Source organism: Methylobacterium nodulans ORS 2060, from assembly GCF_000022085.1.
GTDB classification, from domain to species: Bacteria; Pseudomonadota; Alphaproteobacteria; order Rhizobiales; family Beijerinckiaceae; genus Methylobacterium; species Methylobacterium nodulans.
In genome coordinates this window covers 3452030-3473681 of record NC_011894.1, presented here as the reverse complement: position 1 = coordinate 3473681, position 21652 = coordinate 3452030, and the positions used below count along the sequence as shown (strand labels likewise).

Annotated in this window: 17 protein-coding genes, 1 tRNA gene and 2 pseudogenes; 14 read left to right on the top strand and 6 right to left on the bottom strand. The window is 67.2% G+C overall.

Annotated features, from left to right (window positions below):
- From paaZ to MNOD_RS46650, 10 genes and pseudogenes are all read left to right on the top strand, one after another.
- Window positions 1-2058, top strand: coding sequence for a phenylacetic acid degradation bifunctional protein PaaZ (gene paaZ / locus MNOD_RS15885; protein WP_015929943.1), 2058 nt, complete (start codon window positions 1-3; stop codon window positions 2056-2058).
- Window positions 2059-2220: 162 nt separating this feature from the next.
- A pseudogene (locus tag MNOD_RS15880) lies at window positions 2221-3261 on the top strand (IS630 family transposase).
- A gap of 101 nt (window positions 3262-3362) precedes the next feature.
- A complete protein-coding gene (locus MNOD_RS15875) occupies window positions 3363-4268 on the top strand; it encodes a PaaX family transcriptional regulator C-terminal domain-containing protein (RefSeq protein WP_015929942.1) in 906 nt (301 codons plus the stop codon).
- Window positions 4269-4513: 245 nt separating this feature from the next.
- Window positions 4514-5518, top strand: a complete 1005-nt coding sequence (paaA, locus tag MNOD_RS15870; RefSeq protein WP_015929941.1) for a 1,2-phenylacetyl-CoA epoxidase subunit PaaA — start codon at window positions 4514-4516, stop codon at window positions 5516-5518.
- Between the two features lie 73 nt (window positions 5519-5591).
- The gene (gene paaB / locus MNOD_RS15865; RefSeq protein ID WP_015929940.1) at window positions 5592-5876 is read left to right on the top strand and encodes a 1,2-phenylacetyl-CoA epoxidase subunit PaaB; all 285 of its coding nucleotides are present in this window, start codon (window positions 5592-5594) and stop codon (window positions 5874-5876) included.
- A gap of 134 nt (window positions 5877-6010) precedes the next feature.
- Window positions 6011-6730, top strand: coding sequence for a 1,2-phenylacetyl-CoA epoxidase subunit PaaC (gene paaC, locus MNOD_RS15860; protein ID WP_050783516.1), 720 nt, complete (start codon window positions 6011-6013; stop codon window positions 6728-6730).
- A gap of 6 nt (window positions 6731-6736) precedes the next feature.
- Window positions 6737-7261: a 1,2-phenylacetyl-CoA epoxidase subunit PaaD gene (paaD, locus tag MNOD_RS15855; protein WP_015929938.1), complete on the top strand. Its 525-nt coding sequence runs from the start codon at window positions 6737-6739 to the stop codon at window positions 7259-7261.
- A gap of 20 nt (window positions 7262-7281) precedes the next feature.
- Window positions 7282-8358, top strand: a complete 1077-nt coding sequence (paaE, locus tag MNOD_RS15850; RefSeq protein WP_015929937.1) for a 1,2-phenylacetyl-CoA epoxidase subunit PaaE — start codon at window positions 7282-7284, stop codon at window positions 8356-8358.
- Window positions 8359-8389: 31 nt separating this feature from the next.
- A complete protein-coding gene (locus MNOD_RS15845) occupies window positions 8390-9133 on the top strand; it encodes a Phenylacetic acid catabolic protein (protein ID WP_015929936.1) in 744 nt (247 codons plus the stop codon).
- Window positions 9134-9273: 140 nt separating this feature from the next.
- Window positions 9274-9429, top strand: a pseudogene (locus MNOD_RS46650) (IS6 family transposase); the annotation flags it as partial.
- 987 nt (window positions 9430-10416) lie between these two features.
- Here MNOD_RS46650 and MNOD_RS15840 read toward each other — a convergent pair.
- Together MNOD_RS15840 and MNOD_RS15835 are read right to left on the bottom strand one after the other, a co-directional pair.
- Window positions 10417-11622 carry an amidohydrolase gene (locus MNOD_RS15840; protein ID WP_015929934.1) on the bottom strand — a complete coding sequence of 402 codons (1206 nt, stop codon included), beginning with the start codon at window positions 11620-11622 and terminating at the stop codon, window positions 10417-10419.
- Window positions 11623-12210: 588 nt separating this feature from the next.
- Window positions 12211-12576, bottom strand: a complete 366-nt coding sequence (locus MNOD_RS15835) for a phage integrase N-terminal SAM-like domain-containing protein (protein ID WP_015929933.1) — start codon at window positions 12574-12576, stop codon at window positions 12211-12213.
- 354 nt (window positions 12577-12930) lie between these two features.
- Here MNOD_RS15835 and MNOD_RS15830 point away from each other — a divergent pair, with 354 nt between their 5' ends.
- Window positions 12931-13980, top strand: coding sequence for a ketopantoate reductase family protein (locus MNOD_RS15830; RefSeq protein ID WP_015929932.1), 1050 nt, complete (start codon window positions 12931-12933; stop codon window positions 13978-13980).
- 262 nt (window positions 13981-14242) lie between these two features.
- Here MNOD_RS15830 and MNOD_RS15825 read toward each other — a convergent pair whose 3' ends face one another.
- From MNOD_RS15825 to MNOD_RS15815, 3 genes are all read right to left on the bottom strand, one after another.
- Window positions 14243-15625: an IS1182-like element ISMno9 family transposase gene (locus MNOD_RS15825; RefSeq protein ID WP_012631264.1), complete on the bottom strand. Its 1383-nt coding sequence runs from the start codon at window positions 15623-15625 to the stop codon at window positions 14243-14245.
- 289 nt (window positions 15626-15914) lie between these two features.
- Window positions 15915-16817: an aldo/keto reductase gene (locus MNOD_RS15820; RefSeq protein ID WP_015929931.1), complete on the bottom strand. Its 903-nt coding sequence runs from the start codon at window positions 16815-16817 to the stop codon at window positions 15915-15917.
- Between the two features lie 864 nt (window positions 16818-17681).
- A tRNA-Gly gene (locus MNOD_RS15815) sits at window positions 17682-17756 on the bottom strand.
- A 181-nt stretch (window positions 17757-17937) separates the two neighbouring features.
- On the opposite strand from MNOD_RS15815, the gene MNOD_RS15810 reads away from it, so the two are divergent.
- From MNOD_RS15810 to MNOD_RS15800, 3 genes are all read left to right on the top strand, one after another.
- Window positions 17938-18585: a Maf-like protein gene (locus MNOD_RS15810; RefSeq protein WP_015929930.1), complete on the top strand. Its 648-nt coding sequence runs from the start codon at window positions 17938-17940 to the stop codon at window positions 18583-18585.
- 7 nt (window positions 18586-18592) lie between these two features.
- On the top strand, window positions 18593-18790 hold the full coding sequence (gene yacG, locus MNOD_RS15805; RefSeq protein ID WP_015929929.1) for a DNA gyrase inhibitor YacG: 198 nt from the start codon (window positions 18593-18595) through the stop codon (window positions 18788-18790).
- A 63-nt stretch (window positions 18791-18853) separates the two neighbouring features.
- Window positions 18854-20578, top strand: a complete 1725-nt coding sequence (locus MNOD_RS15800) for a calcineurin-like phosphoesterase C-terminal domain-containing protein (protein WP_015929928.1) — start codon at window positions 18854-18856, stop codon at window positions 20576-20578.
- A gap of 110 nt (window positions 20579-20688) precedes the next feature.
- Here the strand turns inward: MNOD_RS15800 and MNOD_RS15795 are convergent, their stop codons facing one another.
- The gene (locus MNOD_RS15795; protein WP_015929927.1) at window positions 20689-21546 is read right to left on the bottom strand and encodes a hypothetical protein; all 858 of its coding nucleotides are present in this window, start codon (window positions 21544-21546) and stop codon (window positions 20689-20691) included.
- Between the last annotated feature and the right edge of the window lie 106 nt (window positions 21547-21652).

Sequence of the window (21652 nt, the reverse complement as noted above, 5' to 3'; positions counted from 1 at the left end):
ATGACTCGTATCCTCAACAGCTACGCCCTCGATCGCTGGTTCGTCCCGGAGGAGGGGCTCGTCGACATTCCGAGTGCCATCGACGGACGGATCGTGGCGCGCTCCTCCACGCGGGGGCTCGATATGGCAGCCATGGTGCACCACGCCCGGACCGTCGGCGGTCCGGCCTTGCGTGCGCTCACCTTTCACGAGCGTGCCGACCGGCTTCGCGCGCTCGCTACCCACCTGACCGCCCACAAGGACGCGCTCGCGGAGCTTGCCGCCGACACGGGCGCCACCAAGCGCGACAACGCCTTCGACATCGACGGAGGTATCGGCACCCTGTTCGCCTATGCATCGCGTGGGCGGCGGGAGCTGCCGGCCCAACGCTTCGTCGTGGACGGCGGGCCTGAGCCCCTCTCCAGGGGCGGCTCGTTCCTGGGAATGCACGTCATGACACCGCTGCGCGGCGTCGCCGTGCACGTCAACGCCTTCAACTTCCCTTGCTGGGGCATGCTGGAGAAGCTCGCCCCCTCCATCCTCGCCGGGGTGCCTGTTATCACCAAACCAGCCACCGCAACCGCCTACGTTGCTGAAGCAGTGGTGCGCCTGATCGTGGAGGCGGACGTCCTGCCGAAGGGCGCGCTCCAGCTCCTGTGCGGGTCGGCCGGCGACCTGCTCGACCACCTCGCCGGGCAGGACGTCCTCTCCTTCACCGGGTCGGCTGCGACCTCACAGGTCCTGCGCGACCACCCGGCGGTCTCGCGCCAAGCGGTGCGCTTCATCGCCGAGCGGGATTCCCTTAACGCCGCAGTGCTCGGGCCCGATGCGGCGGAGGGCACGCCGGAGTTCAACCTCTTCGTCAAAGAGGTCGTCCGCGAGATGACGGTGAAGGCGGGCCAGAAGTGCACCGCCATCCGCCGCGTCATCGTCCCGCGCGCGTTGGAGCCGGCCGTCATCGGTGCGCTCAAGGCGCAGCTCGCCGCGGTGCCGGTTGGCGATCCCCGCCGGGAGGACGTGCGCATGGGCCCGCTCGCGAGCCTGAGCCAGCGCGCCGCCACGCGTGAGGCCGTTGCGGAGATCGCTCGGGAGGCGGAGATCGTCTTCGGGGATCCCGAGACCGTCACGGCGATCGGCGCGGACCCTGAGGCCGGGGCGTTCATGGCGCCGGTCCTGCTGCGGTGCCCGGATCCCCTGCGGGCCGTCGCGCCCCACGCGGTGGAGGCGTTCGGTCCGGTAGCCACGGTGATGGCCTATGACGACCTCGACGACGCGGTGGCCCTGGTGGCGAAGGGGGAGGGCAGTCTCGTCGCCTCGGTGGTCACGGCTGACCCCGAGGTCGCCGAGAGCCTCGTGTTCGGCATCGCCGCCCACCACGGCCGCGTGCACGTGCTCGATCGCGACTGCGCCAAGGAATCCACGGGCCACGGCTCGCCCCTGCCGGGTCTCGTGCACGGTGGACCCGGCCGGGCTGGCGGCGGGGAGGAACTCGGCGGCCTGCGCGGCGTCTTCCACTACTTGCAGCGCACGGCGGTTCAGGGCTCGCCTGCGCGGCTCTCGGCCCTGACCCGCACATGGCTCTCGGGCGCCCCGGCGCCCGTCACGGCCGAGCATCCCTTCCGGCGCGACTACGACGCGCTCGCTGTCGGGGACACGGTCGAGACGCCCTCGCGGGTGATCACGCTCGACGACATCGAGCACTTCGCCAGCTTCACGGGCGACACCTTCTACGCCCACATGAACGAGGAGGCCGCCAAGGCCAATCCCTTCTTCCCCGGCCGCGTCGCGCACGGCTACCTCATCCTGTCCTTCGCGGCCGGCCTGTTCGTGGATCCGGCTCCGGGACCGCTGCTGGCCAATTACGGGCTCGACAACCTGCGCTTCCTCAAGCCGGTCTCACCGGGCGACGCGATCCGCGTGCGGCTCACCGTCAAGCAGAAGCAGCCCGCCCGCAAGCCCGAGTACGGTGAGGTGCGCTGGGACGTGGAGGTCTTCAACCAGGACGGCGAGACGGTGGCGCGCTACGAGCTTCTCACCATGAGCGCGCGAAACACGGCCGGCGGTCGCGCGGCCGCGTGAGCGGCCCGCTGGTCCTGATCGTCGCGGCGAGGGGCCGTCCGGCCAGTGGGCGCTGCCGCCCCTCGCCTCCCGATTGTGCGACTAGTGGCTGAAACCTGACGGTTGAGTCCATCAGATGCCGGGAGGGGGGCGGATCAGCGGTCTGCCTGCGAGGCTAGCGGGATGCTCAACGGCATCTCGATCACGCTCACCGCCCCCGACCGTGCCAGCCTCGAAGCCCTGGTCGCGGACCGGAACATGCCCCAGAAGCACGTCTGGCGCGCCCGGATCGTGCTGATGAGCGCTGGGGCTCGGGCACGCACGCGACCATGCGCGAGGCGGGCGTGTCCAAAACCGCCGTCTGGCGCTGGCCGGAACGCTTCATGCGGGAGGGTGTAGGGGGTCTGTTGCGCGACAAGACCCGGCCCTCCCGCATCCCGCCGCTCGGACCGGAGGTGGCCGAGCGCATCATCATCCTGACCCAGGCCGACCCGCCCGGCGAGACGACGCACTGGACAGCTGCCGCCATGGCCGAGGCGGCGGGGATCTCGGTCTCGTCCGTGCAGCGGATCTGGCGCAGGCCCGGCCTGCAGCCGCACCGTATCCGGCAGCTCAAGCTCTCCACCGACCCGGCTTTCGCCGAAAAGCTGCGCGACGTAGTCGGGCTCTCCGTCAATCCCCCGGCCCACGCCGTGGTGTTGTCGGTCGATGAAAAATCCCAGATCCAGGCACTCGCCCGCACCCAGGCTCCGCTGCCCATAAAGAAGGGCCGGCCTGAAACCCGCACCCACGACGACAAACGCCACGGCACCACGACACTATTTGCCGCGCTCAACGTGCTGGAGGGCAAGGTGATCGGCCGCACGGTCGAGGCGGCGGTCCCGGCCAGCAAGGTCGTGCACGCGATCCTGGACAACGATGCGGTCCACAAGCACCCGAAGGTGCGCGCCTGGCTTGAGCGCCACCCGCGCTGGACCTTCCACTTCACGCCGACCTCCGCCTCCTGGCTCAATGCCATCGGAGGCTTCTTTGCCAAACGCGCCAAGCGCCGGCTGAAGCGCGTGTGTTCGGCTCGTTGTCGAGGTGCAGGCGGCCATCAAGCGCTTCATCGCCGAGACCAACGGCAACCCGAAACCCTTCGTCTGGACTGCAGACCCCGACCGTATCATCCAAGCCGCCAAGCGTGGGCATCAAGCTTTAGACTCGAACCACCAGCGGTTTTGACGTAAGCCGCTCTGCCCATTCCGCTTCGGTCGAGGATCGAAGGCGTCGGCGAGGGCAGCGGACGATGATGTGCGCCGCGATCGCCCTTAAGGGGAGGTGATTTGAGCAAGGCGCGCAGAACCCTTTCGGACAGCAGCGGCGGAGCCCTGCTCTCGCGCCTGATCGAGAAGGTGCCGCTGCGCTCGGGCAGCTTCATCGTCACCCTGTACGGCGATGTGGTCGAGCCCCGCGGCGGCCGCCTGTGGATGGGCAACATCGTCGACACCTGCGAGGCGGTCGGGATCAGCGAGACGTTGGTGAGAACGGCGGTGTCCCGGCTCGTCTCCGCGGGCCAGCTGACAGGCGAGCGGCAAGGGCGCCGAAGCTTTTACCGGCTCACCGAGGCGGCGCGGCGCGAGTTCCTGTCGGCGGCCAGGATCCTGTTCGAGCCGCATGACGAGACGGGATGGCGGTTTGTCTGGCTCGATCCCGACCGGTCGGGCGAGGGCGGGCCGATGCTGGAGCAAGCGGGCTACGTCCGGCTCGGGCCGCAATGGTTCCTCGGGCCGGCCCATCAGGCACTCTCCGATCCGTCCCTCGCAATCTTCGAGGGCACGACCGCGGCGGCGGGGCCGGTGCTCCGGCGGCTCGCTGCGGCGCACTGGGACATCGCCTCCTTCAACGCGGCCTATGACGCCTTCCTCGCCGCCTTCGCTCCCGTCAGCGAGGCTCTCGCGAAGGGCGTTCGTCCCAGCGATGCGCAGGCCCTGCACCTCCGGCTGCTGCTCGTGCACACCTACCGCCTTGCGGCTCTGCGGGACGCCCGTCTTCCGGCCGAGACTCTGCCCCCCGACTGGAGCGGGCATCGCGCCCGCAGGCTGTTCGCCGACCTCTATCTGCGGCTCTCACCCGGAGCTGACCGTCACGTTGGGCACCACCTCCTCTCAGGCGAGAGCACGCTGCCCGCGGAATCCCCGGAAGTCTCGCGGAGGCTCACGGCGCTCGCACGGGTGCTCGACGGCGCCTGAACCGGCCGCTCGCGGCGGGCGATCCGGCGCGGCCGAATGTGTCACAAGAAATGGCGACACCCGTCTTGTTGTGTGATGCTTTCGGTGGTACATGATTGACCGAGCGGTCGGATTTTGCGGCGCGACAGGCCCGCACGGTGCGAAGGCCGTCATGAAGGCGGCCTCGAGGCATGGTGCGCCGAGTCCATCGGCGTTGGGCCGGCATTGCCCCCGCCATCGCACGCGTCTGATCAGGAGGATCTGGCATGTATGCTCAATTGGTGAAGACAGACAGCGACCGCATCCGAGGCGCCGACGAGATGTCTCCCGAGGAGCGGGCGTTCCAGGAGCGGATCGACCGGGGCGAGAAGATCGAGCCCAAGGAGTGGATGCCCGAAGGCTACCGCAAGACGCTCATCCGGCAGATCGGCCAGCACGCCCATTCGGAGATCGTCGGGCAGCTGCCGGAGGGCAATTGGATCACGCGAGCCCCAACGCTCGAGCGAAAGGCGATCCTGCTCGCCAAGGTGCAGGACGAAGCTGGCCACGGGCTCTACCTCTACTGCGCTGCCGAGACGCTCGGCGTCAGCCGCGACGAACTCATAGAGCTGCTGCACGCGGGCAAGATGAAGTATTCGTCGATCTTCAACTATCCAACGCTGACCTGGGCCGACATGGGCGCGGTGGGCTGGTTGGTCGACGGTGCGGCGATCATGAATCAGGTGCCATTACAGCGCACGTCCTACGGCCCCTACAGCCGCGCGATGATCCGCATCTGCAAGGAGGAGAGCTTCCACCAGCGGCAGGGCTACGACATCATGATGAAGATGGCGCGTGGCACGCCCGCGCAGAAGGCCATGGCGCAGGATGCGCTCAATCGCTTCTGGTATCCAGCGCTGATGATGTTCGGGCCGTCCGACAAGGACTCGGTCCATTCGGCGCAGTCCATGGCCTGGAAGATTAAGATGAACACGAACGACGAGCTGCGCCAGAAGTTCGTCGACCAGACCGTGCCGCAGGCCGAGTACCTGGGCCTGACGGTTCCCGACGAGAACCTGCGTTGGAACGAGGAGAAGGGCGGCTACGACTTCTCCGAGCCCGACTGGAGCGAGTTCTTCGATGTGATCGCGGGCAACGGGCCCTGCAACCGCGAACGGCTCGGCGCACGGGTAAAGGCCTGGGAGGATGGTGCTTGGTTCCGCGACGGCCTGAAGGCCTATGCGGACAAGGCCTCCGCACGCCGCTCTGCCGTGGCCATCGCGGCCGAATAGCAACGCAGTCGCGCGGCCAGCGCTGGGCAATCGGACCCAGCCGCCCGCCAACCCGGGACTCTGGAGGCAGCAAATGTCCAATGAATGGCCCTTGTGGGAGATCTTCATCCGCGGCCAGCACGGCCTGAACCACCGCCACGTGGGCAGCCTGCATGCCCCTGACGCCGAACTGGCGATCAAGAACGCTCGTGACGTCTACACGCGCCGCAACGAAGGCGTGAGCATCTGGGCGGTGCGGTCGAGCGACATCGCCGCTTCGAGCCCCAGCGACAAGGGGCCCCTGTTCGAGCCGTCGAACGCCAAAGTCTATCGGCACCCGACGTTCTACGCCATTCCCGAAGATGTGGGACACATGTGATGCCATCGCTGCCTGACATGACAACGCCCAACGTCGTCGCGCTCGCCGCCGCGGCCGCCGAGGCTACTCCGCCGCGGGTCTACAATGAGGCGTGCCCTGAGAAACGCGCCGCCCTGTTCGAGTTCCTCACCCGGATGGGCGACAACACCCTCGTCCTCGGTCACCGCCTGTCGGAATGGTGTGGCCATGCCCCGGTGCTGGAAGAGGACATCGCCCTTGCCAACCTCGCGCTCGATCTGATCGGACAGACCCAGTTCTGGCTGGGCCTCGCAGGCGAGGTCGAGGGCCTTGGACGAAGCGCCGACGACCTCGCCTTCCTGCGCGATGTCTGGGACTTCCGCAACGTCCTTCTGGTCGAGCGCCCGAACGGCGATTTCGGGCACACGATCATGCGCCAGTTCCTGTTCGATGCATGGCACATTGAGGCGTTGCGGGCGCTCACGCACTCGTCGGACGCGCGCATCGCCGGCATCGCCAGCAAGGCGATCAAGGAGGCATCCTACCACGTCGAGAGATCGGCGGATCTCGTCATTCGGCTCGGTGGCGGTACCGAGGAAAGTCACCGTCGGATGCAGCAAGCGCTTGACGAGCTGTGGACCTACACAGGCGAGCTGTTTCTGTCCGATTCGACCGACGTGGCCATGGCCGAGGCTGGCATTGCTCCCGATCCCGAGAGCCTCAAGGCCGCCTGGGACGCAACCGTCAGGTCGGTCCTCGCGGAGGCGACGCTCGCGATCCCCGCCACGGCCTATGTCCACAAGGGCGGGCGGCGTGGCGTTCATACCGAGCACCTGGGCCGCATGCTGGCCGAGATGCAGTTTCTCCAGCGCGCCTATCCCGGCGCGAGGTGGTAGGCCGCAATGAGTGTCCATACTCTCCCTGCAATTGACGAGATCTGGACCTGGCTCGCACAGGTGCCTGACCCTGAGATACCCGTGATCTCCGTCGTGGACCTTGGGATTATCCGCGACGTGGTTTGGGAGGATGACACTCTTATCGTGACGGTGACGCCCACCTACTCAGGCTGCCCTGCCACCTCGGCCATTAACCTCGCCATTGAGGCGGCCCTCCGTGCGCAAGGCATTGAAAAGTTAAGGTTGATTCGTTCGCTCTCGCCCCCTTGGACGACCGACTGGATCAGCATCGAGGGCCGCGAGAAGCTGCTGGCCTACGGCATTGCCCCGCCGATCGATGGTACCGCCGCGGACGGCCGCCTCGCTGGAAGGATTGACCGTCTCGCCAAGGGCTCGAACCTGGCGATCCGCTGCCCAAGATGCGGATCGTCCGAGACCGAGTTGATCAGCAACTTCGGATCGACGCCTTGTAAGGCTAGCCGGCGATGCACGGCCTGCCTGGAACCCTTCGATTACTTCAAGTGCATCTGATCATCTGGCAGTGACGCTCCATGGCACGCTTCTACCCTCTCGACGTCGCTGACGTCCGACGCGAAACCCGTGATGCGGTGGTGCTCACGCTGACGCCGCGTGATGGTCACGGTGCGCTGTTCGATTTCACGCAGGGTCAATACCTGACCTTCCGTCGCGAGTTTGATGGCGTCGAACTGCGCCGCTCCTACTCGATCTGCGCCGGCAAGGACGAGGGTGTCCTGCGCGTTGGCATCAAACGCGTTGAGGGCGGCGCGTTCTCGACCTGGGCCAACGAGGACCTGAAGCCTGGCGACGTGCTGGATGCGATGCCGCCGATGGGCGCCTTCCACACGCCCATCGAGCCCGACGTGGCGAAACATTATCTGGGCTTCGCGGGTGGCAGCGGCATCACGCCCCTGCTCTCCATCCTCAAGACCGTGCTCGCCCGCGAGCCGCTCTCGCGCTTCACGCTCGTCTACGCTAACCGGCAGGTCAACACGATCATGTTCCGGGAGGAGTTGGAGGATCTGAAGAACCTCCACCTCGGCCGCCTCTCCGTAATCCATATCCTTGAGAGCGAGACGCAGGAGATCGACCTCTTCACGGGCCGCGTCGACGCCCAGAAGTGCGAGATGCTGTTCCGGACTTGGATCGACCTGAACTCCGTCGATACCGCCTTCATCTGCGGGCCGGAGCCGATGATGCTCGCCATCGCAGCAGCGCTCCGGGAGCATGGACTGTCGGACAAGCAAATCAAGTTCGAGCTGTTCGCATCGAGCCAGCCCGGCCGGGCTAGGGCCCGCGCGGTGTCGGCGACCTCTGCGGCATCAGACGCGACCTGCGAGGCGACCGTAACGCTTGATGGCGCGACGCGCACGTTCCGCATGCCGAAGCAAGGCGAGAGTCTGCTGGACGCGGCGCTCGCGAACAGCATGGACGCGCCCTACGCCTGCAAGGCCGGTGTCTGCTCGACGTGCAGAGCTAAAGTGCTCGATGGCGAGGTCGAGATGATCACGAATCACGCGCTCGAAGATTACGAGGTGCGGCAGGGCTACGTCCTGACCTGTCAGTGCTACCCGATGACGGACAAGGTTGTCGTCAGTTTCGATCAGTGAACGAATCCGGGGGGTGTGCGTGTCTGATACAATGGAAATCGACGACTATCTCGCGCAAGGTGGCGTGCTAACGAGCCCCGCCAATACGCCGCCCCGCTACCGGGGCGAGCTGCTGCGACTGATGGCCACCTTCGTCGACAGCGAACTTGCAGGCTCCGCAGGATTCGCGGACGTCATCAACGACGCTCCGGGCCTCAAGGAGCGGATCGCGGCCGCGCGGATCGTTCTTGAGAAAACCGATCATGCGGAGCGTGTGCTCAACCTGATGGGCACGTTCGGAGCCGACACGGGGCGCTATGCGGTCCACCATCCCTGGGCTGCGCGCGTCGATCGTGAAGCCGATATCGGTGCGACCCGCCAAGGGACGGATATGCGCCTGTCGGTGTTCCACTACCCCCTACAGGGCTGGACCGACGCGGTTGTGATGAACGTGCTGATGGGGCAGGCTGTCGGAATTCAGCTTGAGGAATTCTCGCGCGTTTCCTATGCGCCACTGGCCGACGTCTTCCGCGAGATCGCGCCGCGTGAGGCGCGGCACGCGGAGCTCGGGCGGGAGGGCCTGATCCGGATCGTCTCCACGGGGGAAGGACGCGAGCAGGCGAAGCGGAGCATCGCCTTCTGGCGACCCCGGGTTGCCGCGAGCTTCGGCCGGGAGGGCTCGGCGCGGTTCGAAACTTTGAGGCGCTTCGGCCTGCGTCACCGCACGAATGAAGAGCTTCTTGCGGCCTGGACAGCCGACATCGACGAACTTTTGCCGACGCTCAGTCTGCACTGAGACCCCGCCACGTTTCTCGTCGGTAATCCGCGCGGCCCGAAAGCGATCTGCTCTTCTCGGGGCCTGTCGCAAACGCGCGGGTGTTCACGCATCGTTAGGCATACCCACCCAGTTTGCCGGCTCCGCCCCGGAGCCGGCCCATGATCCTCAACGCCCTCTCCCTCAAGCTGAAGCGACAGGCCCAAGGCGACTTCAGGGGCCGGCACGTCGAGGCCCCCCGATCGTGCAGGCCGTCTCCTGGTATCTGCTCTACGCGCTCAGTTACCCGCGACATCGAAGAGACCCTTTGTTTCCGCCCCTGAGGAGCTCTGGTTCCATACGCTGTGCTTATGCGGATGGGACGAGGTCGGAAGTACGATCCACGAGCTTTCGAGAGGTCCGCTGTCCGGAGACGAACGGCCCTTCCGGACGCGGTGCCTGAAGGTCCGGAAAGTGTGAAGGGTTTCGGATGCCGGCCCGAGCTCGACGGGTCTGACGTGGCAGAGGGCCGGCGTCCGAAAGCCCCCAAGGAGGGAAACCGCGGACCAACCGGCTGCGCGTGCCGAACGAGCTATGGGGATTGAGCGGGGTGCCCGGGCGGTCGGCAAAGGCGTGCGGGGCGCCGAGGCGGTGCTCGCAGCCGGCCGGGCCGCGCTCGGGATCGGCTAACGGCGCTCCGGACGCCTTGCACGAGAGCACCAGCACCGGATCGGGCACGGCGGCACGAGCGAAGGCGCGCCCGTCCAAGCTTGGGCGGCGCACTGAGCATCGATCCAGCAGCGGGGCGCGTTCGGATGGGAGCTCATGACGTGCCGATCCTGACGACGCGGATCGGGCGCAACATCCTGACGGCACGGATGTAATCGGCTTGCGTCTTGGTGCCGAAGCCGGATGGTCATATCCTCGATCATGCGACGGCGCAGCGGGCTGACGGCTTCGTTGGTCTTGAGAGGCTCCTGTCCGAGACGAGGTGGACCCCTCGATCTTCGGACAGGCCTCGCCGGGCCAATCACGCATCTGCTTGCAAAGCGCTCTACCGCGGAAGCGGTTTAGTTCAATGTCGGCTTGTAGCGCATGGGCAATCAAGCTGAACGCAAACTCGGGTCCGGTCGCAGGCCCTCGCAGTTCGCGTGCCGAACGTCCAGCCTGGAGCGTTCACCGGACTATTCATTCTGACACACGGTTCTCGCGCACAGCCTATCTGTGGCTGGGCCGCCTAGTCGCGCTTGGATCGGGTGACTCCGATCCCAGTCGGATGCTGTTGACGAGTTCCTGTGTTGGTTTGAGTGCCGTCGGGAGTCTGTTTACCGCTGACGTGCTGCGCGATCGACCACGATCGCGCCCCCCGCCACGATCAGCGCTGGCATCTGCCTTTCGACGACGATCTGTGGCACGTGCTGGGCGTCAAAGATGACGAGGTCGGCCCGGGCCCCAGGGGTGATCGTCCCCGGCCCGAGACCGGCGGCGCGCGATGGCACCTCGGTGACGTGGTCGATCATCGATGCGATTTCGTCGTCGCGCCTGAGCCCAAATCGATAGGTCGCCAGCATGGCACGGTCGACCATGCCGATGACGGAGGCCGGGTTCCAGCAGTCTCGGACATTGTCCGAACCGAAGAAGACCGCGACGCCCAGTTCGCGCAGGCGCGGGATTGGCGGACAACGATCGCCGCCCGGAATGCTGGAGAGGATCGCGACGCCCGCTTCGCGCAGTGCCTCCGCTATCGTCCCGAGGCGTCTATCATCCGCATCCGCGAGCGCGAAGGCGTGACTGATGGTGACCCTGCCGCTGAGGCCGCCCGCCCGCGTGCGATCTACGATTGCGTCGATCTCATCAAGCCCTGCAGGACCGCCGTCGTGCAGGTGGATATCGATGGCGCGACCGTGGCGTTCAGCCAGCGAGAACACGACGTCGAGCTGCCCGTCGCGGTCGCCGTCGATGCCGACCGGATCGAGGCCGCCGATCAGATCCGCACCCATCCGCAGCGCCTCGTCGAGGTACTCGGCCACGGGCGGGCAGGCCATGACCCCGCTCTGCGGAAATGCGACAATCTGGATCTGCATCCGGTCGGCCCATCGCGCGCGCAGGTCGAGCAGTTGAGCGAGATGGTCAAGTCGGGTCACATCGTCGATATCGACGTGTGTGCGCAGACTCGTCGTGCCGTGACGGAGCGCCGCCTCGAGCAGCGCCCGGGCCCCTTGCTCATCCAGGGGGATCTGTGCCGCGCGGCGGTAATTCTTCTCGTCCTCGATGCGTGCCCGGATCGAGGGAGCCGAGCGATGCGGCCGCCACTTCGACCCCAGCATGGTCTTGTCGAGGTGGACGTGGCCGTCGGTGAGGCCAGGAAGGACCAGCGCCCCGCTGAGATCGATCTCGGCTGCGGCGGCAGGCATGGATACGTCCGCGCTTTTAACCGCGGCGATGCATCCGGCCGCGATCTCGATCGCGACGCGCCGGCCGTCGGCCAGGCGAGCATGGGCCAGCCGTAGATCACAGAGACAATCTGTCATCGCATCTCACCAGCGGATCGCTGACTGTGCCTGAAGGAAGGATTCCTTGGCTAGCTCGATCACTGGGGAGGCTAGAGCGTTATTCGACCACCGTCATGCAGCGGGAGCCTCTCCGCCTTATGTGCGGTTAAGGCCGGCCTCGATGCCGCTCGATTCCTTCACGAACGTCCGCTCTCAGGCGACGAGCCAACTTCCAATCATGTGAAGGTTTTCGGATGCCGGCCCGTGCGCGACGGATCTGGCGCGGCTGAGGGGCCGGCGGTCGAAAACCTCCCGGGGAGGAAACCACGGGACGGTGAGGCTCCCGGCGACGCTGCCGCGACCGATGGGGATTTGGCGCGGGGAGCGGGGGTTTGGCGACGGTCTGGCGATTGGCTCGCCGGTGCCGTCGATGTCCTGACCGGCTTGGTCGATCGAAGGTGCCTGTCACCGGGATGGGGATCGGGTGCTCCTGATCGAGCCCAGCGGTCTGGATCGGGCCTGAGCGCGCGAGCGGGAGCGTGGCGGGTCGATGGACCCACGATGCATCGGTCGACGATCGCGATGGTGTCCGGAGCGGCGATCATGACGGATCGATCCGGATGACGGTCAGGCTCGGCGCATGCGCGAGCAGCAGCGCGACCTCCTCAAGGCTAGCACGACGGGCAGCCTCTCGGGAGAAGGTATCCGGGCCATGCAGTCGCCGAAGCCCGGCCGACCGAGCATGACATGGAAGAAGAACCGCAACGCCGTGCCGGCGAGGTTCATGCGGGCGTAGCTCGCGCCGAGCGAGGCGAGATGGAGCTGGAAGCGTCGGAGATCCTCGGACTCGGCCCGGTCCGGGGAGCGACCGAGGAGGAGTGCGAACTCCCGGACCTGGCGGATGTCGTCGCGCTTGGTGTGCTCGCCGAACTGGCGGATGGTCATGTCCTCAATCATCCGCCGGCGCAGCGGAGAGACGGTGTCGCGGGTCATGGGAAGCTCCCGTCCGAAGGTGAGGCGGCCAAACGCCGGCTGGAGCTACCGCGAGAGCGGTTTAGTCCTATGGCGCATCTTCACCTTTCTGGGCACAGCTCGGACAAGTTGGACACGCTCTGTCGTGCCGCCCGCCGGGTATTGCAGTTTACCTCTTCGGTCTCGCGCGCTCTCGGTCACCCAGATCTGCCGGGCGTGCCAGGCCTATCGATGCTGCCGAAGTGGCATTAATGGCCAAGCCTCGCTACTCTCCTCGTCGATCCGAATGCGGAGGCGACATGCAAGCCGCCTTAGCCCATGCGGCGCGCAGTAGCGCTTCAAGAAAATAGTAATACGAGTTTTGGGAGAGAAAACATGCCGCGCAATATTCTGATCCTGGGAGCCTCGTACGGCTCTTTGCTCGCGACCAAGCTGCTGATGGCTGGTCACAGCGTGACCCTGGTCTGCCGAAGGAAGACCGCCGACCTGATCAATCGGGACGGTACCGAAGTCCGCATCAAGTTGCGTGACGAAGCCGGCCACCGGTCCATTCTATCGCGCGATCTGCCTGGAACGTTGGATGCAGCGCCGCCTGAAGAAGTTGACCTGCGCCGCTACGATCTGGTCTGCCTCGCCATGCAGGAACCGCAATATAACAACCATACGATCCGCGTCCTGATGATCAAGATCGCCGAGGCGAAGCTGCCTTGTCTCTCAATCATGAATATGCCGCCCCTGCCGTATCTCAAACGCATCCCGGCGCTTGCGGAAATGGACCTCGAGGATGCCTACACCAATGCTGGCGTTTGGGACCGGTTTGAGCCCGAGTTGATGTCGCTCTGCTCCCCTGACCCGCAGGCCTTCCGCCCGGCGGACGAGGGGGCAAACGTCCTTCATGTCGGGCTGCCGACGAACTTCAAAGCGGCGACATTCGTGGACGAGACGCACAATCGGCTGCTCCGAGAACTGGAGGCGGACATCGACACGGTGCGGCTTGACGGCAAGGACGTTCCGGTCAAGCTCAAGATATATGACTCGCTCTTCGTCCCGCTGGCGAAATGGTCGATGTTGCTGACCGGCAATTACCGCTGCATCACGCTTGGCGAACCTCAGTCGATCCGCGACGCGGTGCACGGTGATCTGGCGCGTTCACGCGCGATTTATGAGCACGTCGACGCGATTGCCCAACGTTTGGGCGCTGATCCGAAGGACCAGGTCCCGTTTAAGAAGTATGCCAAGGCCGCGGAGGCGCTTCTCAAGCCCTCTTCGGCGGCCCGGGCGGTGGCGAACGGGGCACCTTTCATTGAGCGGGTCGACCTGCTGGTCAAGCGGATCTCGCATCAGCTCGGCATGCCTAACGCCGAGATCGACCGGACGGTGGAGATCGTGGATCGGAAGCTCGGAGAGCGGATCATCGAAGGCTGATCCGGCACGGCGTGAGGTGCGATCTCCGCACCTCAACCCTTGCCTGACAAAACCTCAGCAGATGGATCCGCCACGCTGTCTGGACCCACACCCGAATTCTTTGGACAGCCGAGGCCGGAGGCACTGCACAGGCTCGGTCGCTGGTCCGCAATGCGGGAGCACGACCGAATCTGGCGGATTTCGTTGAAAAACTCGCGGGCGATCTGGATCGAGCACCGATCGGCTGAGCGAGCCGATCCAACATGAGGGGGATCCCGGCCGATCAGGCCGGGCTCAGCTGCTGTAGCGGGATCAGCTGGGCGAGCTTCCTGAGGTTCTGGGCCGCTGCGGCGAGGTGGAACTCGTCCCGGGCCCCGTTCGGACCCCGCAGCCGCAGCCGATCCAGCTTCAGGATTCGCTTGAGGTGGGCGAACAACATCTCGACCTTCTTGCGCTCGCGCCGCGAGGTGCGGCCCTCCTCCGAGGCGCAGATGTCGCGCGCCATCTGCCGGGCGCCTTCGTGGATCGAGCGCGGGATCTTGCGGGCGGGTGTGGTGGGGCAGCATCGTGGCTTCAGCGCGCAGGCGTCGCAGTCGCGCTTGCTGGCCCGGTAGCGCATCATGCCATCGTCGTCGACGAGCGGGAACGGCGTCCGATAGACCTTCTGGCGTGGCCGCAATGGGTGGCCGGCCGGGCAGGTGTAGGCATCGGCTGCAGGGTCGTAGGTGAAGGCTGACCGGCTGAAGGTGCCATCGCGGCGCTCGGACTTGTCGAAGACGGGGATGTGCGGCTCGATCCCGCGCTCGTGCACGAGCCAAGCGAGCTGCTCGGCCGACCCGTAGGCACTGTCGGCCGCAAGCCGGGCCGGCCACAGCCCGAAGCGGTCCTGCGCGCGCGCGATCATGGTGCGGGCTGCCCCGACCTCCGCCTGCCGGATGGCGCGGCTGGCCTCGACATCGACGATCACGGCGTGGTCGAGGTCGATCAGGTAGTTGGTGGCGTAGGCGAAGAAGGCATGGCCCTTCAGCGCGCCCGTCCACTGCGCCGCCGGGTCGGAGCGGGAGACGAACTTCGGCTGGACCTCGCTCGCTGCTCCCCAGGCGGCTTCGTCGAGGGTGTCGAGGTACTCGCGCACCGACCGGCGGATCCGGGCGAGATCGTTCCAGTCGACGGCCTCGGAGGCGTCTGCGGAGCGCTGCTTGTTGGCATCGGCCCGGATCAGGCTGGCATCGACCGCGAAGCCCTCGCCACCGACCAGCCCCTCCTCGATGCAGCGCTGCACGGTGGTCTCGAACACCTCGCGCAGCAGGTCGCTGTCACGGAAACGACCGTGTCGGTTCTTGGAGAAGGTCGAGTGGTCGGGCACCGCGCCATCCAACCCGAGCCGGCAGAACCAGCGGTAGGCGAGGTTGAGATGCACCTCCTCGCACAGACGGCGCTCGGAGCGGATGCCGAAGCAGTAGCCGACGAGCAGCATGCGAACCATCAGCTCGGGATCGACCGAAGGCCGACCCGTGGTGCTGTAGAAGGGACGCAGGTGCGCGCGTAGGCCCGACAGGTCGACGAAGCGGTCGATGGCGCGCAGGAGATGGTCGGCGGGTACGTGGGTATCGAGCGAGAACTCGTAAAACAGGGCGCCCTGCTCGACTTGCCGAGGTCCCATCATCTGCTTCGATCTCCGTCTTTCGACAGGAGTGAATCACCCCGCGACTACCGCCGCAACAGCGGAGTTTTTCAACAGAATCGGCGCATTGCTGACCTTCGAACGCGCGAAGCCATCAACTCGGGCGTGCAGTGTTCCTCAGCTGTGAGGTCAATGTCGGGGTTGCAGGCAAGCACTTTGGCAATTCGGCCCGGAGGCAGGAATACCGCACGCTCTCGGAGGTGCCGTCAGCTTCCGCTCCCTCCAACGCCTTCTCGCTGGCTCCCCGCAGAAGAGGCGCTCCGACGATGCGCTACGCTGGGAAGGCCTGGTCCAGTTGCCGCAACTCGTCCAGTCCTAGCCTCAAGGTCAGAGCCGCTGCATTCTCGCGCACATGGGCAACCGATCCGGACTCGGGAATCGCGATCACGTTTCCAGAGCGCATTGCCCAGGCCAGAGCGACGGCTGCCGAGCTTTGACCCTGCGAAGAAGCGATGCGCTGCACAGCCGGGTTCCGCAAAACCCTCGAGCCTTCACCGCCGAGCGGGGAATAGGCCATGATCGGCATGCGGTGTTGTACACACCACGGCAGAACATCGCGCTCGACCTTCCGATCGGCCAAGCTGTAGGACACCTGATTGGTCGCGCAGTGCTCGCCTGCAGGGATGCGGAACAGCCGATCCAGTTCGGCAACCCCGAAGTTCGAGACGCCCCAACGCCAGATCTGACCGCCAGCCCGCAATTGCTCGAAGGTGCCGACGACTTCTGCCAGATCCTTCACGCGGTCAGGCCAATGCAGCAGGTACAAGTCGAGATGATCGGTGCCGAGGCGGGCGAGGCTGGCGGAGCAGGCACTCTGGATGCCCGCTCGGGTCGCGTGCGAGGGCCACACTTTCGAGACGAGGAAGACCTCCTCGCGCCGGCCCTTGATCACACGCCCGATCAGTTGTTCCGCCTTTCCGTCGCCGTAGATCTCAGCCGTATCGATGAGCGTCATGCCGAGCGAGAGGCCGGTGCTCATGGCCTGCTCCTCCTCAGCGAGGGGATGCCGCCCCTGGCCCAGACGCGCTGATCCTTGCCCCAAGGCCGGCACGACCGTGCCATCGCTCAGAGAAACGGTTTGCGCGGCCGCGCTCGTGGCGATGCGCGGCAGACTCAGGGCCGAGATCAGGCCCGCGCTGCATGCGGCAAAGCGACGTCGCGTGATCGCGTTCATGGCGCTCTCCGACCTCGATGGCGGATCGGAGACGTGTACACGTCTTCGGAACCCGCAGGGATGGCGATTGCGCGTTGAGAGAAGGGCTTGATGCCAGTGCAGGCCGAGCGCCGAGGGATACGGTCGTTCGGCATCCCGCCCGCGGGCTATAGAGCAGGCGACCGTGCCCGCGATCACAATGATCGGCATGGAGGGCGTGAAGAACGTGGTCCATGCCTCGCGCGCCAAGCGGCTCCCGGCGGGGACAACCCGGGACATCAGTGAGGGAGAGTGGATGATTTCCTATAAAACTCCCCGCGTTGTCCCCGCCCGGTCACACTCCCGACGAGGGAGCTCCGGCGATGCTCAGCGGGGGCCTTCAGCGGGTCGACGGGAGGCCTTCGCCATCGGCCATTCCGCCTCGGCAGTCTCCTCGGAGCCGTCCCGTGCAGTCGAGCCTGCCTCATGCCCCGGGCTGCCGAGGCACGAACAGGCCTCGTCCGCGGGGGCGAGCCGCCGAAACCCCACTCGGCTGGTGCGCTCGGGCTGGGCCTCTCGCTGCAGCCTTCGTGTGTGCAAGGGGCCTCACCCCCCCGATCTTCTGAGCACGGAGAGCGATGCCGTCGTGGAGGCCGCTTCATGCCGCCGCATCCGTTCAGGCGATGCCGCGCTCACCCCTCGCGCGGATCAACAGACGAGCGAAGCGGTCGTGGCCGGTGAAGCGGCTGATGCTCGTCGAGACACTCACCCGCCGGATGGTCGCCGCAGGGATCAGTCCTGAGGCGCGGAACAGATCCTGAACGAGACAGGGGGAACGCGGTGGGGAACATGGGGAACACCTCGGCCGCTTGGTGGCTCAAAAGGTGTTCAGTTCCAAGGGGTTGATGGAGCGGGCGATCGGGATCGAACCGACGACATTCAGCTTGGGAAGCTGACGTTCTACCACTGAACTACGCCCGCGTCGGGCCCATGCGGGACCCGATCGTGGCACGGTGGCGCACAAACGCCTCACCGAGCCGGGCGGGACCATAAGCAGAGTCGGCGGGTTTGTCCACGGTGGTGTGCCGCGTGGCTGGACGGCGGGCGTGAGATAGGGCAGGTGCGGTCCCCGAGACGACCACCCATCCACTCAGGGCGCGCCATGACCGAGTCTTCTCCGCCTGCGCCGGGCACGCGTCCCAAGCTCGTGCTCGCCTCGGGCTCGCCGCGGCGCCTCGCGCTGCTGCAGCAGTCGGGCATCGAGCCGGACGCGCTGCTGCCGGCGGATCTCGACGAAACGCCACTCAAGGGCGAACGCCCGCGGGAGCTGGCGCGGCGGCTGGCCCGCGCGAAGCTCGACGTCGCGCTCGCGGCGGCCCGCCACGGCGAGGATCTGCGCGAGGCCTTCGTGGTCTCGGCCGACACGGTGGTGGCGGTCGGGCGGCGCATCCTGCCGAAGCCCGAGGTGGCCGACGAAGCCGAAGCCTGCATGCGCCTCCTGTCGGGCCGAACGCACCGCGTCTACACGGCGGTCTGCATCGCCGGGCCGCGGGATCGCACGCGCGAGCGGCTCGTCGAGACCCGGGTCCGCTTCAAGCGTCTGGCCGCGCGCGAGATCGATGCCTATGTGGCCAGCGGCGAATGGCGCGGCAAGGCGGGCGGCTATGCCATCCAGGGCCTCGCCGGCGGCTTCGTGGTGAAGGTGGTGGGCTCCTATAGCGCGGTGGTCGGGCTGCCGCTCTACGAAACGATCGCCCTTCTCGAGGGCGAAGGCTATCCGGTGCGCGCCGCGTGGCGCGCCGCTGCGTGAGGGCGCCGTGACGGCCGACCCACCCGGCGATGCGCCGGCTCCCGCGCCCTGCCCGATCTGCGGCAAGCCTGCGGATCCCAAGTTCCGGCCCTTCTGCTCGAAGCGCTGCGCCGACGTGGACCTGCAGCGCTGGCTGAGCGGGCGCTACGCGATTCCCGGCCGGGAGGACGACGCCCTTGGCCGCGAGGACGAGGGCGAGGGCTGAGGGCGGCCGTCATCCGGCATTCAACGGCCCGTGCTTGAAGGGGCCGGCACAGGGAGGCGGCGGATGAGCGAGCGGATGACCCTGACGCGGCGCGAGACCGTGGCCGGTGCGGCGGCCCTGGCACTGGCGCCCCGGGCGGCGGGCGCGCAGGGCGGGCCTGTCCAGGTCACGGGCATGCAAGTCACGGGCGTGGTCTACGAGGACCGCTCCGGCCGCGGCCGGCGGGGTCCGGACGATGCCGGGCTGCCGGATGTGCTGGTCTCGAATGGGCGCGAGGTGGTGCGCACCGACGCGCAGGGCCGCTACACCCTGCCCGTCAGCGACGAGACGGCGATCTTCGTCATCAAACCCACCGGCTACGCCCTGCCGCGGGATGCCGACAACATCCCACGCTTCGCCTATCTGCATCACCCGGCCGGGACACCCGCGGCGCTGAACCTGCGCTTTCCGGGAATCGCGCCGACCGGGCCGCTGCCGGCCTCCGTCGATTTCGGCCTCACCCGGGCCGAGGAGAGCGCTGATTTCGACGTGATCCTGTTCACCGACCCGCAGCCCGAAAGTCACGCGGAGCTCAGCTATGTCCGCGACACCGCCGTGACCCGGGCGATGGGCCTCAAGGCCGCCTTCGGCATGACGACAGGCGACGTCCTGTTCGACGACCTGTCGCTCTATGCCCGGCAGAACCGGATCGTCGGGCGGATCGGCCTGCCCTGGTTCCACATTGGAGGCAACCACGACCTCAACTTCGAGGCGCCCGATGCCCGCCACAGCCGCGAGACCTTCAAGCGCATCTACGGGGCACCCTACTACGCCCTCAACCACGGCGGCGTGCTCTTCCTGATGCTCGACAACGTCCATTATCTGGGCGCGGCCACCGGATCCGCATCGCGCGGCGGGCGCTACGAGGGCCGGATCGGGGAGGCGCAGTTCGCCTTCGTGGAGGCGGTGCTGCGCGAGACCCCGCGCGATCGCCTCGTCGTCGTGGCCATGCACATCCCGCTCGCGACCGATCTCGGGCCGGACGATCCGGTGATCAGCACCGTCGACCGGGCCGCCCTGCTGCGGCTCCTCGCGGGACGCCCCTGCCTGAGCGTTGCGGGCCACACCCACACGACGGAGCACCACTACCTCGATGCGGCCGGGCGGCCCGGTGCCCCGGGGCCGGAGGCGCATCATCACCACGTGCTCACCGCCGTCTCCGGCTCGTGGTGGAGCGGCCCGCCCGACCGGCGCGGCATCGCCACGGCCGACAGCCGCGACGGCACCCCGCACGGCTTCCACGTGCTGAGCATCCGGGGCGGGCGCGACTACACCACCCGCTACGTCCCGGCGAGCGAGGATGCCGGCCGCCAGATGCGGATCGTGCTGGAGAGCCAGTTCCGCGGCGCGGATCTCGCCGGCCTGCCGGACACGCGGCTGAACGAGCTGTTCGGCTCGCCCATTCCCGCCGAGTCGGTCGGGACCACGGACCTCGTGGTGAACCTCTTCGACGGTGGACCGAAGAGCCGGGTGCGCTACCGGATCAACGGCGGCGCCGCGATCGAGATGGTGCGCACACGCCGGCCCGATCCCTTCGTGGCGGCGCTCTATGCCCGCTTCGCCGCGACGAAGAAGTCCTGGGTCAAGGCTGAGCCCTCCTCGCATATCTGGACCGCCCGGCTGCCGCGCGATCTCGCGCCCGGGACGCACCGTATCGGCGTCGAGGCGGCCGATGAGTACGGCCGCCTCCACGAGGACGGGATCGTGCTGGAGGTGCTGGCCGGGGAGGGGAGTCCGCGGAGGATCTGAATAAAAACTCGCTATCTGAGCGTGCAAACTGCCTCGAAAATGCTCGCCCAGGCTTCATCCATCAGGGTCGGTGTCGCCGGTGGCAACTGATCCGGTTTCCGGTTGAGCCGTCAGAGCCGCTTGGGGAAATTGATCACCGCGTCGCCGACGGCCTCGACCGTGTCCTTGATCGCCTTGCCGGCGGGCGCGAAGTCGGGGACGGGGAGGCCGAGGAAGGTGTTGCGTTCGGGTTGCTCCGGGGCGGGCGCCGGTTCGGCGGTCGCCGTCCTGGTGGCGTCCGGCTTCTCCCGCTTGGCCACAGGCTTGGGCGCGGGCTTCTGGGGCTTGGCCGCTGCCTTCGCGGGCGGCTTGGCCGGAACGGGGGCGGTCTCACGGGCCTCCCGCGCAGCCGGGGCTGGCTCCGCGTTGGGCGCCGGCGCGGCGGATTTCGGCTCTACGGGCTTGGATTCGGTGGCCTTGGGTTCGGTGACCTTGGGCTCGACGGGCTTCGGCTCCGCTGGTTCGGATACGCTGGGCTGGGGTTCGACGGCCTTGGCGACCGGTTCCGGTGCGGGATGCTCGAAACGCTGGGGCGGGTTGAGCGTGCCGGTCACGAGGCTGTCGGCACGGGCCGCCACCACGGGTTGGGCCGGCGGCGGCGTCTGCGGGGGCTCGGCAGGCTTCTCGGTCGGGGCCGCGGCGGGCGGAATCGCCACGGTGCGCACCCGCGGGGCCTCGGGCGCGATCTCGGGCGTGTCCGCCTTGAGCGCCGGAATGCCGTCCTTGATCTCCGGCATCTCGCGGATCGGTCCGACGCGGATCGCGCTCGGGCGCGGGGCCAGCAGAGCCGAGACCGCCGGATAGGCGAACGCCCCGAACGCGGCCACGCCGCCGAGGCCCGCGGCCGCGATGAGCGCCGGACCGCGCCAGCCGGAACGCGCCGGCGCAGGGCTGCGCCGTTCGGACGGATCGATCTCAACGGACATCATGTTTCCGGCACTCCGGTTTGCGCCTCCCCGCTTGACAGCATCATGGCGAATCAGGCGCGAAGATGTCGGACAGTGGCCGACTTTGCCGGAATAGCTGCGATCACTC